The sequence below is a fragment of the Mucilaginibacter sp. genome, from assembly GCF_036383575.1.
In the GTDB taxonomy this organism is placed as follows: Bacteria; Bacteroidota; Bacteroidia; order Sphingobacteriales; family Sphingobacteriaceae; genus Mucilaginibacter.
In genome coordinates this window covers 1-15562 of record NZ_DASVOB010000008.1, presented here as the reverse complement: position 1 = coordinate 15562, position 15562 = coordinate 1, and the positions used below count along the sequence as shown (strand labels likewise).

The following is a 15562-nucleotide window of genomic DNA, read 5'->3' as shown; positions in this document are numbered from 1 at the left end:
AAAACTGCAGCACAAGCTTTTTTAGGCCGGGTTGCACTTTATGAAGGCACATGGTTAAAATTCAGAAACGGTGACGCCGCCCGTTATAATATGTTGCTTGACAAATCAGCCGCAGCTTCAAACGCTGTGATAACCAGCAATCAGTTTGCACTTTTCGGCACGGCGGCATCAAATGCCCTGGGCGGCAACAGTACCATATTGGGCGATTCTGCACAGAAGTATCTTTTTATCCTGGAAAACCCCAAATCAAATCCTGCTTCAGTTACCAAAACGGCTAATCATGAGTACATTTTATCCTATCGTTATGATGATGTAAGCAAAACAATCGGAACAAATATCAGCAGGCAGGGAACACAAATTGGCCCTCAGCATAAATATGTTAATGCATTTTTATGCCAGGATGGTTTGCCTATCGAAAAATCGCCGTTGTTTCAGGGATTTGAAACTTATGGTTCGGAGTTTTTGAACCGCGACAACCGTTTAAAATATACCATCAAAATAAATAATATGTATTACTGGTATGGTAACGCCAATTATCGTGTAACCTGGTTAAATGATGCCGCTGATATTGCTCTGTCTACAGGAAAAGTTGTTCAGATCTCCGGTTATGGAAATCAAAAATGGGTAACTGAGCGCAACTGCCCGGATACCAAAGAATCTGAGGATTACCCGGTGATTCGCTATGCCGAAGTATTGCTTAACTATGCCGAAGCTGTTTATGAACGTGACGGGGCCATCACAGATGCCGATCTCAGCAAATCGCTCAACCTGGTACGTTTGCGGGCCAATAAGAACATGCCGCCGTTAACAAATGGATTTGCAGGTGCAAACGGTTTAGATCTGCGCACAGAGATCAGGAGGGAGCGTTTTATCGAGCTTTATTATGAAAACTTCAGGTTTGATGATATCAAGCGCTGGCATAGTGCCACAACCGATCTGGTTACCAATACCGGAGGCACCGCTTATGGCAACATCAGTGCTTTTGTTAGTCCATGGCCGGTAGGTATCAAATTCAAAGGTACCCAGGCCGATATTGGGCCAAACCCTTTAAAACCAGCTCCAACTAACGCGTTAGATGCCAATGGTCAGCTGATCCTTGACAATACAGCCCGTAACTTTTCAGAAAAAAATTATTTATACCCCATTCCCGCACAGCAGATCACACTTAATCCACAGCTGACCCAAAATCCGGGTTGGTAAAAAAAGCGGGGGCAAAGCCCCCGCTTTTTTGTTAATTTAAAACCTGTATCTGGCGCAAAACGGCTATTTATAGATTCCTCGGGTAAACAAGAAGTCGTAAGATATACCCAAATCTTATTATCTGATCGATAAGTGACTTTAATTTCGCATGGATGTCAAAGTGATACATTGGTGCCCCAAAACGATCATATCTGCTTTTTTATTTTGTTGAGTACATTATCTGAACAGATCAGTTTTTGATTGTCTCCACCGCTTCTTTCAACTTCATTTTTATAGATGCAAATCATCCGGGTAAGGTAGCTCAGCAGCAAAAAGATCCCGTTCAATTATTTTGTATTCCTGGTTTTGCTGATCAATTGGTTTAATGATCCTACGCCAAATGCTTTGCCTTTAGATATGGGTTAATAAGCCGGTTGGTATCCCATATATGGGCTGATGATTTAGGAAGTTCAGAATAATCTAAATTTTAATTGTTTTTTTTTACAATTAAAATTTAACTTCGTAATACTATTATAAACAAAGTATAAACAGGGCTATCCTGCCTTTTTAAATGCTGCAATACATTTCAGGAATACTGTCTGTTAACGTCAGTTATACTAATTAATACCGGTTAATCAAACTATCATGGGTAACACAGACAATGAAGTACTGGAGTGTTGGAACAAAATCATCCAGAACGATGATTTAAAAGCACTTGAACGGTTCTTCAACCTGTTGCAGGATAAGTTTGTGCGGTTTTGCCTCCAGTATGTAAAAAGCAGGGAAGTTGCTGAAGAGATAGTATCAGATGTATTAGTAGATTGCTGGATGGACCGTGCGCAGTTAAAAAGCATCCGAAAGCCGGAGATTTACCTGCTGGTAGCCATCAAGAACCGGGCCATCAGCCATTGGAGAAAAAGTGCCTGTATGCAGATCGTCAGCCTTGACGATACCCCCGCCGATCTTACCAGTCAGTACCGCCCGGACCTTCAGTTGGAGAAGAAAGAACTCATGCTCAATCTTGATAAAGCTATTGACGCTCTTCCAATGCAATGTAAAACGATTTTCAGACTGGTTAAAGAAGAAGGAATGAAATGTGCTGATGTTGCGGAGGTGCTTGACATCTCTGTACGGACCGTACATACCCAGATTTACAGGGCAATGAATAAACTCAGCGACTCGATGGATGCCTATGTTAACGATGACAGAAAGGCAATTATCGTGAACATCTCATCTTCGCTGGTCACATTTTTCGCTATTGCTTTTTTTATTTTTAACATGTGTAAGTAATTCCCTGAAAAATTTCGTCCTGTCATTCAAAGGCACCAATTAAACCAATGGACCAGGACAATTTTATCAGGTTAGTTACCCGGAAATTCACCGAACAGATCTCAGCTGAAGAGAGCAAAGAATTAGCGGACTTACTCAAAGATAATCCCATATATCAAAAGAAATATGAGATCTTCAAGGAGTACTTCTCCGCCAATCATGCCGGAAAGTTTGAAAATCAAGAAGCATTTCAGGGCATCAGGGAAAAGATCGCAGATCGGGAACAGCATCTGGAACGTAAGCCCGGCTCCTTTGTCAAAAGATTCTTTTTAAGGTCGGCTGCTGCTGCCATAGTTGTATTTTGCATCAGCTTTACTTATTACTATTTCCATATCCCCAATCAAAAGGCCCCCCAGCTGGAAGCCAGGACTTTAAGGGCATCCAAAAAGAATATCATCCTGAGCGACGGTACGCGGGTGATGCTCAATGCAGACAGCAAGCTCACATTTCCTAAAGAATTTAACAATAATACCCGGGAGGTATCCCTAAGCGGGGAGGCTTTTTTTGATGTGCATCATGATGTATCACATCCCTTTATTATACATACCCGCAAAATGGACGTGAAAGTTTTAGGAACCGCATTTAACCTGAAAGCCTACCCGGATGACAAGTTTAGTGAAACAACCCTGCTGAGGGGAAAAGTGCAGGTTACTTTGAAGGACAGGCCTGCAGATGTCATCACGCTTAAACCGTCAGAAAAACTGATTATCAGGTTCGCTGAGGTTGTAAATCAGGATGTTAGTCATAAAGATAAGAAAATGAATGCCTTGCCCGAGGTTACCTACCTTCAGCGACAAGACACAGCGGTGGTAGAAACATCCTGGATGTATCACCGCGTCTGCTTTAAACATAAAACGTTTGGGGAGATCTCTAACGAGTTAAAACGGGCCTACAACTTCGATTTTGTATTTAAAAACGATAAGATCAGGAACCAGGTTTTTTCAGGAGCATTTGATCAGGAAAATATCCGGGAGGTTTTGGATGCTTTAAGCCTTATTGAACCCTTCTCCTACAAAATTCAGAAAAACCAGATTATAATCAAATAACCAGTTTACGAACCCAACCTTTTTCAATTATGACAAACACTTTTACTTAACAAAAAAACACGGGGATTGGACGTCCCCGTGTTCAAAATGACGATTTTTTATTAATCAGGCTGCTTTTGACCGGGCGCCTGGATTTCATCACCATTAACAAACTAAAGTTATGAGTTTTTTTACGCATAAAAAGCGTGGACGGCAATTTTTTTGCCCTAATAATCCCCTATTAATCATGAAGCTGACGATTTTGCTGATTTTAGCATTTAACCTGCAGATGCTGGCAAAAGGATTTTCACAATCCAGGGTAACGCTGAACCTGAAATCCGCCGATTTCAAAACAGTAGTCTCGGAGATCGAAAAGAAAACAAGTTACCGCATTTTATTTAGCGACAATAAGATTCCGACCACTACATTCACCGAGATCCATGCAGAAGACCGCGATGCGCTGGACCTCATCAGTGAGCTGTTAGCCGGAACCGAATTTACCTATCAGAAATTAAACAGTGACCTGATCGCCATTGTGCCGAGAGGCGTGCTGGTTACAGAATCCGTAATAACAGGCAATGTGGTGGACGAAAAAGACCAGCCGCTGGGGGTGTTACTGTACGAATAAAAGGGGTAGCTACCGGTGGGGTAGCGACGGATAAAAACGGGGCATTTAAGATCACCGTTCCGGACAACGCTATCCTGACCTTTACTTTTCTGGGCTATGAAATAACCGAGGTCCCGGCAGGCACAGGCAAACCATTAAAAATAAAACTAACCCCAACCGCGCAGGGCCTGGGGGAGGTTGTTGTGGTAGGATACGGTACACAAAAAAAGGTAACCGTAACCGGAGCGGTGTCCAGCATTAAAGGCGATGATTTAAAAACAGCACCGGTACCCGCCATATCAAACTCATTGGTTGGCCGCACGCCGGGCATTATAAGCTCCCAGGGAAGCGGCGAACCTGGTTATGATGATGCTTCCATCCTGATCCGGGGGCGTAGTACCTTTCAGGATGCCAGCCCCTTGGTTGTTATTGATGGTGTTGCAGACCGTGCAGGCGGTTTTTCACGATTGGATGCGAACGATGTAGAGAGTATTTCTGTTTTGAAAGATGCATCGGCTGCTATTTACGGCTCCCGTTCGGCAAACGGCGTTATCCTGGTTACCACAAAACGTGGTAAAACAGGTAAGCCTACTGTAAGTTATACCTTTAACTACGGTTTAAGGCAGCCTACACGCTTGCCTAAAATGCTTGATGCCGCTACTTATGCCGAGGCTTATAATGAAATTGAACAAACAATTTATAACAGGGCCCCCAAATATTCGGAAGATGACATACGAAAATACAGGGACGGGTCGGATCCGATAGGTCACCCGAACACAAATTGGTACGATGTTACCCTGCGTAAAACATCACCGCAGTATCAGCATAATTTATCCGTACAGGGCGGTACGGATAATATTAAATATTTCTTTTCGGGAGGCTACCAGTTTCAGGATGGCTATTATAAAAACAGCGCCACTAAATACAAGCAGTATAACATACGTTCAAACATTGATGCGCAAATCACCAGTACGTTCAAGCTTTCATTAAACCTTGCGGCCCGACAGGAAAACCGCAGGTACCCTCACCACGGGTCCGAGCGTATTTTTAATGACATCATCAACGGCGACCCTAAAGCTATTGCCTATTGGCCCGACAGTAAATTACCAGGGCTTCCGCTTGGAGATGACCGTAACCCGGTTGTAGCAGTTACTGATGCAGCCGGCTATCAGCGCGATGATCGCACCTTCCTGAACGGCGACCTGGTTGCCACATGGAATTTGCCGGTTAAAGATCTGACGCTAACCGGTGGTTTTTATGTAGATAAAAGCAATACGTTTTACAAAAACTGGTTTCAGTCCTTCACTCTTTATGACCGGGACCCGGCTACGGGAACACCAATACCACGCATTTATGGCCCTGCGGATAATGCTAACCTGAGTGAAAACATGAATGTTGGCCTGGGTATCACGGCCAACCTTCGGCTTAATTACGCACACAAATTTGGCGATCATAGCCTTAGCGGTTTTGTAGCTTATGAACAATATAATTACTCGAGCGATTACCTGGCCGCGGCCCGTTCCAGTTTTATCAGTTCCCAGCTTGATCAATTATTTGCGGGCAACACAGATAAGCTCACATCTTATAGTAATGACGGCTCCGGTACTGAAACAGCCCGTCAAAACTATTTTGGCCGTGTAGATTACGATTTTAAAGGCAAATACCTGTTTCAATTTAACTGGCGCTATGATGGCTCACAGGCATTCCCTCCGGGTTCCCGTTTCGGCTTCTTCCCAGGTTTTTCGGGAGGCTGGAGAATATCAGAAGAGCGCTTTTTTAAAGAAGCGGTTCCATTTGTTGATAATTTAAAATTAAGGGCATCATGGGGACAACGCGGTAATGACCGTGTTGCTGCTTTTCAATATTTAGCAAGTTATGCGTATGGCTCGCCGGCTGTTTTTGGAGGGAACAATCCGGCTAATTTACAGGGTGCTTACTCCGTACGTACCCCTAACCCTAACATTAAATGGGAGGTTGATAACACCACCAATATAGGTTTAGAGTCGCAATTATTTAACAATAAAGTTAACTTCCAGCTTGATCTGTTTCAAAGCCTGCGCAGTAATATTCTTACCCAGCGCAATGCTTCTATACCACAGTACGCCGGCCTTACCTTACCTGATGAAAACATAGGAAAGGTCCGGAATAGGGGAGCGGAGGTTACTTTAGGCTACTCCAGGAGCATTGATAAGTTCTGGTTCAATGTAAGCGGTAATATTACTTATACCAAAAGCAAGATATTATTTATGGATGAGGCCGCATCCGCGCAACCCTGGCAAATGCGCACGGGCAAGCCTGTGGGTGCCGACTATGTGCTGTATAATGCTATTGGCATCTTCCGGAGTGAAGCGCAGGTTAACAGTACCCCACATCTTGACGGTACTAAACCCGGCGATCTAATATTTGAAGATGTGAACAAGGATGGCGTAATTGACGCGAAAGATAAAGTAAGGCAAACAAAATCAACCATACCATCAACAATTTATGGTGTTACGGTAGCTGCCAGATACAAAAACTGGGGCATCAACATGCTTTTACAGGGACAAGGGGGCAACGTTGCCCAATACGTATACTTTGCATCGGGCGAGGTCGGGAATTTCCTGCAGGACTATTATAATAATCACTGGACACCTGCTAACCCCAACGCGTCAGGCCCAAGGCTTTATGATCGCGAAACGATCCCTTCAACCCGCGAAACTAATACCTACTTTTTGCGAAATGCAGCGTTTTTACGTTTGAAAACAGTAGAACTTTCCTATACACTGAATAAGCAAAGCGTTAAAAAACTTCCATTCAGCAATATCAGGCTTTATGTAAGCGGATTTAACCTGCTGACTTTTGACAAACTAAAATATATTGATCCGGAAGGACAGGCAACCAGCCAGAATTATGCCGGCTGGCTGACCCCACAAGCCCGTATCTATAACTTCGGTGTAAACGCTAATTTTTAATATCATGAACCTCACAAATAAATATATATCGTTGTTGCTGATACTGGGCCTGACCGGTACAGCTTGTAAAAAAGACTTTCTGGACAAAAAGCCGCTCACCGAAATTTCGGCGGATGTTTTCTGGAAAGATCAAAACCTGGCTAATGCTTATGTAAACACCATTTACAGCCAAATTGGACAAGGGTTTACCGAGTCATGGATGAGTTCGGTAGTTGACGAAACCTATTTAACCTGGAGCCGTGGATGCGAGCCTATAACACAGGCCTATATCACCCCTTCTAACCTGGGGCGCATGAACGGTGCATGGTATGGTAATGATTACCGCAACTGGGGGACCGTTTGGGCAAATATCAAAAACTGCAACGTTTTTTTTGAGAATATCGATAAAACTACCTTCACCAATACCACTTTAAAAAATCGCTTATTAGGCGAAGTTACCTTTATTCGTGCCCTTGAGTATTTCGACCTGGTATCCCGTTGGGGCGGCATGCCGCTCATTACCAAATCATTTAATTTAGATAATGTAGATGATGCGGCAAAAATGGTAAGAAGTACTTATAAAGAAAATGTGGATTTCATTGTTGCCGAATGTGATAAAGCAGCAGCGTTGTTGCCGGTGAGTTACAGCGGGCAGGACATAGGCCGCGCCACTAAAATTGCAGCGCTGGCTTTAAAATCACGCATGCTGTTATATGCCGCCAGTCCACTGATGAATAAATCGGGTGTAGATCCATTGGTTGGTTATGCTTCTCCTGACGCAGCCCGGTGGCAAAAGGCCGCTGATGCAGCCAAAGCTGTTATTGACCAGGCAACAGCCAATGGTTACAGCCTGTATAATAAATACAGCGATGTTAAAACTAACTACACCCAGCTTTTTTTAGATAAGAATAATTCGGAGATCATATTTGATCGTCAAAACTTTGGTTCGATGCATTATCTTGACCAATCAAACGGGCCAAATGGCTATGGCGAATGGGGTGGTAACACACCAATACAAGAGTTTGTTGACGATTTTGAAATGGTAGACGGTACTAAGTTTGACTGGAACAACCCAGCAGAGAAAAAAGCCCCTTATGCTAATCGCGATGCCCGTTTATATGCAACTGTTTTATGTGATGGAGACCCATGGAAAGGCCGGCCGGTTGAAGAACATTTTAATGAAGTTACAGAGAACGGCACCGTAGTTTTAAGAGGAGGCAAAGATACCAAAGACGGCCCCAGCAGCTGGAATACCAGCAAAACCGGATATAACGTACGCAAATTCTTAAATGAGGCTTATGTAGTTGACAGCTGGACGTTTACCGGGGCATCCGCACAAAACTGGATCTGGTTCAGGCTGGCCGAATTTTATTTGAATTATGCAGAGGCCGAATACAACTTAGGGAATGAAGGTGAAGCAAAACTGGCACTTAATAAAATAAGGCAAAGGGCACAAATGCCTTTGGCTACGGAGAGTGGTACAGCTTTGTGGGATAAAATTGCTCATGAACGACGTATAGAACTGGCTTTTGAAGAGCATCGCTATTTTGATACCCGCCGTTGGATGATCGCCTCTACAGTGTTGAATAAACCGGCAACAGGAATTGTAATTACCAGAAAGCTGGATGGAACAACAGAATACCTGGCACATACCGGCACTCCGGCAACATTGGTAGAAGACAGGAAGTTTAAAGAGGCTAATTACTGGTTACCAATCCCGCAATCAGAAGTGGAGCGCAATGCCGCTTTAAAGCAAAATCCGGGTTATTAACCTAATAATAATATATCAATCAGAACATGCCCATCGGCATGTTCTGATTTAAAAGTGTAACAAACAACAAATGGTAATGAAAATAAAAAAGTGCGTCTTACTCTTCATTTATATTAGCTGTATTTGTTCGTCGTCGGCATTTGCGCAGCAAAACTTTAGTGCATGGGCAGCCACACCGCCTATGGGCTGGAACAGCTGGGATTGCTACGGGCCGACAGTTACAGAACCAGAAGTAAAAGCCAATGCCGATTATATGGCCAAAAACCTGAAAAGCGCAGGCTGGGAATATATTATCGTCGATATCCGCTGGTATGTTGGCAACGACAAAGCGCACGGTTATAATGAAACCAACGCCGACTATGTTTTGGATGAATATGGCAGGTTCCAGCCCGCTGCCAATCGTTTCCCGTCTGCCGCGGGTGGCAAAGGCTTTAAACCACTGGCCGACTATGTGCATAGCAAAGGTTTAAAGTTTGGTATCCATATCATGCGCGGCATCCCGGTTGAAGCGGTAAAACGAAATACTCCCATTATGGGCAGTACAGCCAAAGCAGCTGATATATACAGTACAGAAGGACAATGCAAATGGCTTAGGGACATGTACACCGTTGTTGCCGGCAAAACCGGTGCACAGGAGTACTATGATTCGCTATTTGAACTGTATGCTTCCTGGGGGATTGATTTTGTAAAAGTTGATGACCTTTCCAGGCCTTATCATGGCCCTGAAGTGGAAATGATAAGGAAAGCTATTGATAAAACAGGGAGAAAGATCGTACTGAGTACATCGCCGGGCGAAACGCCTATAGAAAGCGCCGTTGATGTACAGCAGCATGCCAACATGTGGCGTACTGTTGATGATTTCTGGGACAACTGGCCTATGCTTAAAGATCATTTTGATGTATTTAAAAGATGGAATGCCTACCGTATACCGGGGGGCTGGCCTGATGGCGACATGCTGCCGCTTGGCCGGATCGGTATCCGTGCAGAAAGAGGCGATAACAGGATGAGCAAGTTCAGTAAGGATGAGCAATATACATTGATGAGCCTATGGTGCATCTTTCGTTCACCGCTAATGTTTGGAGGGGATTTGCCCAGCAATGATCCCTTTACACTTTCTTTGATCAACAATAAGGAGGTGCTGTACATACTGCAAAAGAGTAACAACAATCGGGAACTTTTCAGGGATGGCAATAATATTGCCTGGGTAGCCGACGATCCCGACACAGGCGATAAGTTTGTTGCTTTGTTCAATGCGGGCGATGAGGCTAATGCCGTAAGGATACCTGTTGACCTGAAGCAACTTGGATTTAATGGAAATTGTAAAGTACGCGATCTTTGGCACAAAGCGGATATCGGAACAATGAAAGATAAGTTTGCACCGCTTATTAACAAACACGGGGCTGGCCTGTACCGATTGTCAAAAAACTGAGTAGCAGAGTTATCTGATCCATGCCAGGGTCATTCAGGTTGAATTACAGCACAATAAAAATGGTAAACAGGAAAGGCAAAGCTATAAACTTTGCCTCTCCTGTTTTTATCTGGCTGTGAGCGGCGGCGCGCATTTAAATTAAAATTGCTAACGATTTTAAATTTCAAAATGCATATTTGATGTAATGTTAACTGTATTGATTTACGGATCAGGTAACCTCAACGCTCCTGGTAATGTTAACTTTATGTTTTAATGATCATGACCAGCAGATTAATAGTTCGGGCCTTTGTAATATTTAGTATCACCTTTCTTATTATTCTTTTTGGAGAAGCTGTGGTGTTTGCACAGCAAAACCCGCTCAAGTTCTCTTACCTTACTGTTGACGATGGGCTATCACATACAGATGTTAAAGAAATTAAGCAGGATAAGCAGGGATTTATCTGGATCGCTACCTTATTTGGGTTAGACCGCTATGATGGTCATACAATAAGGAAGTTTTATAATACCAACGTACCTAAAAAAAGCTCCTTCAGAAACCGGATCAGGAGTATGTGCCTGGATGAAAATGATAGAATTTGGTTAGGCTCGGAAGATGGTATCCAGTTCTTCGACCCGCGGTTTGAAAAGTATACTGAGGTTGATAACGCCCGGCACGATATCGGAAATAAAACCTACACCCGGCTGCTTGCTTTAAAAGGCAACTTGTTAGCTACGCTTGCCGAAAATCAATTTAGATTATTTAGGGTTAGGGGTAAAGGCCTGATAGATATTTCATTAAGCTATCCCGCTGGTGTCAAATTTACAGATATGACACCCGATAATGCAGGTAACATCTGGTTATCAAGTAATGAGGGGGCCTGGATACTAGATCATTCTTTTCGTTTCAGGCATGTTGACGTTGTTGACGGTTCAGGGCATTACTTTAATAATTTAAATAAAGTATTCCTTAACCGGAAAAAACAGGTATTAGTGGTAGTAGGAACCAGCATTATTTTAGCTGAGGAAAGCAGTCAGGAGTTATCATCGCCTAAAAGTTCATCGGCTATAAAATTACATTCCGTTCAGCATTTGGTGATCCCGGGCTGCTCATTTATTAATGACGTCATACAAGACAAAAAGCTGAATTACTGGGTTAGTACCGATGCCGGGTTAGTTTTATTGGATAAGGCCTTTAATTTAAAGCAGACCATTACCACACAAAGCTTTGTCAATAGCTTGAATACCAATTACCTGGATAAAATATTTATTGACCGTTCGGAATGTTTGTGGGTAAGCACTTTTGGTGGCGGAGTTGATTTTTGTGATTTGAATGCCAAGCAGTTCTATGCTTTTCAACATAACCCGGAGGTTCCTAATACCCTTTCCGGAAACCACATCAGGTCCATCATTGAAGAGGCAGGTGAAAAGGTTTGGATAGGTACCAATGCCAGTGGTTTAAATGAGTATGATCTTCATACCGGGAAATTTACCCGCTATAATACAAATAGCAATGGCATTAGGCTAAAGAGCAACGAAATTGACGCTTTGGAATTGGACAATGATCACAATTTATGGATAGGTACAGATAAAGGCCTGGAGATCATCAACCAAAAGCAGAACAGCATGTGGTATCCTGCCGGCCATGAAAAATTCCCGGTTCATTCCATCGCCAGCATCACAAAAGATTGTTACGGCAATATGTGGTTTGGCAGCTATTATAATGGCTTTGGCTGCATCACACATGATAAAAAAAATATTTACCAGGTTAAATATTGGGGATTAGGTTCGGGGTACCTGATCTGGGCCGATAAAAATAAACCCGAATTACTTATTTCGAGTATACACGGGCTTACCCGGCTGGTTATTGACAGTTCCGGCCGTATTGTCAAAACTTTTCATTACCAGGTAAATAATCGACCAAATTCTTTAAGCTCTAATTATATTTTCCCTATACAGAAACAAAGTGACAGCACCTATTGGGTGGGTACTATAGGCGGCGGTTTGGATTATTTGACGCTAAAAAGTGATAACAGCTATAGCGTAAAAGCCTACGGTAGCCAATATGGTGTGTTTAATGATGTGGAAACCATGGAACTGGATGATAAAGGCAGGATTTGGATGGGGGGGAATGGCCTGGAGTGTTTAGATGTACGCAATAATAAATTGACCCGATTTGATAAAAATGATGGTTTGCAGGGCAATAGTTTTAAAGTAGGCGCATCCTATAAAGGCCAAGACGGCAGATTATATTTTGGTGGCATCAATGGCCTTAATTATTTTTTTCCGGATAGCATCAAGATAAACAAAATAGCTGCACACCCTGTATTTACTGACCTGATCGTTAATAGTAAAAGAGTAATTGCGGGACAGGCCGGATCTTCAGAAAACCCGTTAGAGAAAACGATCAACTACAGTAGTAAGATCCGCTTAAACTATCTTCAGAATAATTTTGTGATCTCCTTCTCTGCTATGCATTATGCCAATCCGCAAAAGTGCCGGTACAGGTATAAATTGGTTGGTTTTGACAAAAATTGGAAGTTTACGGATGGCAACAACCCTACAGCCGCATATAATAACCTCGATTATGAAGATTACTCTTTAATTGTAGAGGCAACTAATAACGATGGGATTTGGAGTAAGGATAAAGCCAGTATTTTAATAACAATTACTCCTCCCTGGTGGAAATCAACTATAGCCAAGGTAATATATTTCATACTCTTTCTTTCGGCATTGGTTGGCATATATATTTATCAGGCCCGGTGGTACCGGTTAAAAAGAGAGTTTGCCGTACGTGATGTGGAAGAGAAGAAGCGTGAAGAGATGCACCAGCAAAAGGAAGAACTTTACCAACAGCAACTGCAGTTTTTTACCAATATATCGCACGAGTTCAGGACCCCGCTAACGCTCATTATTGGCCCTTTAGAAAGTTTAATCAAGGAAAATGCCTATTCGGCATATCAGCATACCTACCAGGTCATGTACCGGAATGCTAAAAGATTGATCAACCTGATCAACGAGCTGATGAATTTTCGCAAAGTGGCCGACAGTGTTATTAAGCTCCATGTAAAACAGATTAACCTAAGCGGGTTTATCAATGCGCTGTTTAATGACTTTGAGGATTTGGCCGGGAATAAACAGATAGTTTATACCTTAAAGCTTCCGGAGCAGCATACACCAATCTGGCTTGATCAGCAGATTGTTGAAAAGATATTATTTAACCTGCTGAATAACTCATTTAAATATACGGCTGCCGGGGGACAAATTACCCTGGATGTGTTTTTTGCTTTTGACAATTTCAGGCCGGCTTATGACGTCGAATATCGTTTGTTAAACAAGCACCGGGCTGCATCATATATATACTTCAGAGTTATTGATACAGGTATTGGTATTTCAAAAGAATCCATTAGTGAGATATTTGATCGTTATTACCGCATCAGTAATAATCACCTGGGTTCAGGTGTAGGGCTTGCACTGGTAAAAAGTCTAACCTTGCTGCATAAAGGGGATATATACGTTTACAGTGAGCGTCATAAAGGAACCGAGATCATTATTGCGCTTCCGCTTGAAGAGACAAATTATTCGTTGGCCGAAAGAAACGGCAATAACCCGGAGCAGGCGGCAACTATGCTGGAAAAAATTGAACATGCGGAGGTTCTTATGGCGGCCAAACCTGAACCTCTACTGCAAGAAGTCAAGGCGACAATTGCTGCTAAGCAACATATTTTGCTGGTTGAGGATAATGATGAACTCAGATCTTTTTTAAAGGATGTGTTACAGCCGCATTATTTAGTGTATGAAGCGGTTGACGGAAAACAGGGCCTTGATTTGGCTATTGAAACGGTTCCGGATTTAATAATAAGCGATGTGATGATGCCGGTTATGAATGGCGTTGAACTTTGCAAACAAGTAAAGGAGAAATTTGAAACAAGCCATATCCCTTTTTTGATCTTATCAGCAAAGGATGCTTTGGAAGCCAAACTTGAAGGGCTTGAATCAGGTGCCGATTATTATTTTTCCAAACCGTTAAGCACCGACTTGCTGTTATTAACTATACATAACCTGTTTGAGCAAAAACAAAAGCTTAAAATAAAGTACACTAAAGATTATTATGCAGAAGCCACCGAATTAGTGCATTCGGCTAAAGACAAAGAGTTTTTAGATAAATTAATTAAGCTTATTGAAACCAATATTCAAACGCCCGAATTGGATGTGGATTACATTTGCAGGCACATGTTCACCAGCCGTTCCAAGCTTTATCAGAAAATAAAAAGTATCTCGGGCCAGTCCATCAACGAATTTGTGAGGACTATCCGATTAAAAAAAGCTGCCCATATCATGACCCATGAGGATGTAACCCAAATTGAGCTCATCGAACGGATCGGGATCCTGAGTGTTTCTTACTTTCAAAAAGCATTCAGAAAGGAATTTGGGAAAACCCCATCTCAATTTATAAAAGAAGTTAAAGGTGGTTAATTAGCCAGAAACAACTAAAAAGCCCCATAACACCCGTTATGGGGCTTTTTTTTAACTATTTGAGCGCATAATATGGACGTTAGAGCGCACTCACCGGCTTGTTTTTTCTATTCATTTGTATCAACCAACTGTTACATCCCGCTTCCTTTAGTTGACTGATTTAGCTGGCAGGCATAGTAACATTCGATAACCCAATTATTTACAAATTATTTATTATGAGTAAAAATTTACATTCCATTAATGGGAATTTACCCATTACATTACCGTTGATTGCCGGTTCCGGGCAAACGTTTCGGCGGAGAAAGCTGACAGCTTTGTGCATCCTGTTATTTGTATTCCATTCATTCATCGCCGGCGCGCAAACAGCGGGCGTATCCGGTATTGTAAAAGATGAAAAAGGAATTGCGTTGCCTGGGGTTAGTGTGGGGATAAAAGGCACTACTACCGGGCAAATCACCGATAACAATGGACATTATTCGTTAAAGGTACCGCAGCAAAGCAGTACACTGGTGTTTTCCTACATCGGTTTTTTAAAGCAGGAAGTACAGATCAATGGCCGCTCTACCATTAATGTTGTACTGATTCCTGATAGCAAAAACCTGTCGGAGGTGGTTGTTATAGGTTACGGTACGCAAAAAAAATCAGATGTAACAGGTTCCTTGTCCAGCCTGTCGTCAAAAGATTTTAAAGACCAGCCTGTTACCCGTGTTGACCAGGCCTTGCAAGGCAGGGTTGCCGGTGTGCAGGTGGTTAGTAACTCCGGCGCACCCGGCGGTGATGTTAAGATCAGGGTGAGGGGATCCAATTCCATACTGGGCGATAACAATCCGCTTTATGTTA

Annotated in this window: 9 protein-coding genes; all 9 read left to right on the top strand. The window is 42.7% G+C overall.

The window, feature by feature from the left end; genetic code table 11:
• Positions 1–1200, top strand: a 1200-nt coding sequence (locus VF500_RS00290; RefSeq protein ID WP_330857760.1) for a RagB/SusD family nutrient uptake outer membrane protein, incomplete at its 5' end; no start/stop codon positions are given.
• Positions 1201–1824: 624 nt separating this feature from the next.
• Entirely contained in the window at positions 1825–2469 is a 645-nt protein-coding gene (locus VF500_RS00285; RefSeq protein ID WP_330857759.1) for an RNA polymerase sigma-70 factor, read from the top strand.
• 47 nt (positions 2470–2516) lie between these two features.
• Positions 2517–3554, top strand: a complete 1038-nt coding sequence (locus tag VF500_RS00280) for a FecR family protein (protein ID WP_330857758.1) — start codon at positions 2517–2519, stop codon at positions 3552–3554.
• Positions 3555–3780: 226 nt separating this feature from the next.
• On the top strand, positions 3781–4161 hold the full coding sequence (locus tag VF500_RS00275) for a hypothetical protein (RefSeq protein ID WP_330857757.1): 381 nt from the start codon (positions 3781–3783) through the stop codon (positions 4159–4161).
• Positions 4095–7091 (top strand): TonB-dependent receptor, encoded by a 2997-nt coding sequence (locus VF500_RS00270; protein ID WP_330857761.1) that lies wholly within the window; start codon positions 4095–4097, stop codon positions 7089–7091. Before VF500_RS00275 ends, VF500_RS00270 begins: the two co-directional genes overlap by 67 nt.
• A 4-nt stretch (positions 7092–7095) precedes the next feature.
• On the top strand, positions 7096–8841 hold the full coding sequence (locus tag VF500_RS00265) for a RagB/SusD family nutrient uptake outer membrane protein (RefSeq protein ID WP_330857756.1): 1746 nt from the start codon (positions 7096–7098) through the stop codon (positions 8839–8841).
• Positions 8842–8917: 76 nt separating this feature from the next.
• Positions 8918–10270, top strand: a complete 1353-nt coding sequence (locus tag VF500_RS00260) for a glycoside hydrolase family 27 protein (RefSeq protein ID WP_330857755.1) — start codon at positions 8918–8920, stop codon at positions 10268–10270.
• A gap of 258 nt (positions 10271–10528) precedes the next feature.
• Positions 10529–14722, top strand: coding sequence for a two-component regulator propeller domain-containing protein (locus VF500_RS00255; RefSeq protein WP_330857754.1), 4194 nt, complete (start codon positions 10529–10531; stop codon positions 14720–14722).
• Between the two features lie 215 nt (positions 14723–14937).
• Positions 14938–15562 (top strand): carboxypeptidase-like regulatory domain-containing protein (locus VF500_RS00250; RefSeq protein ID WP_330857753.1); only part of this gene is annotated, 625 nt, incomplete at its 3' end.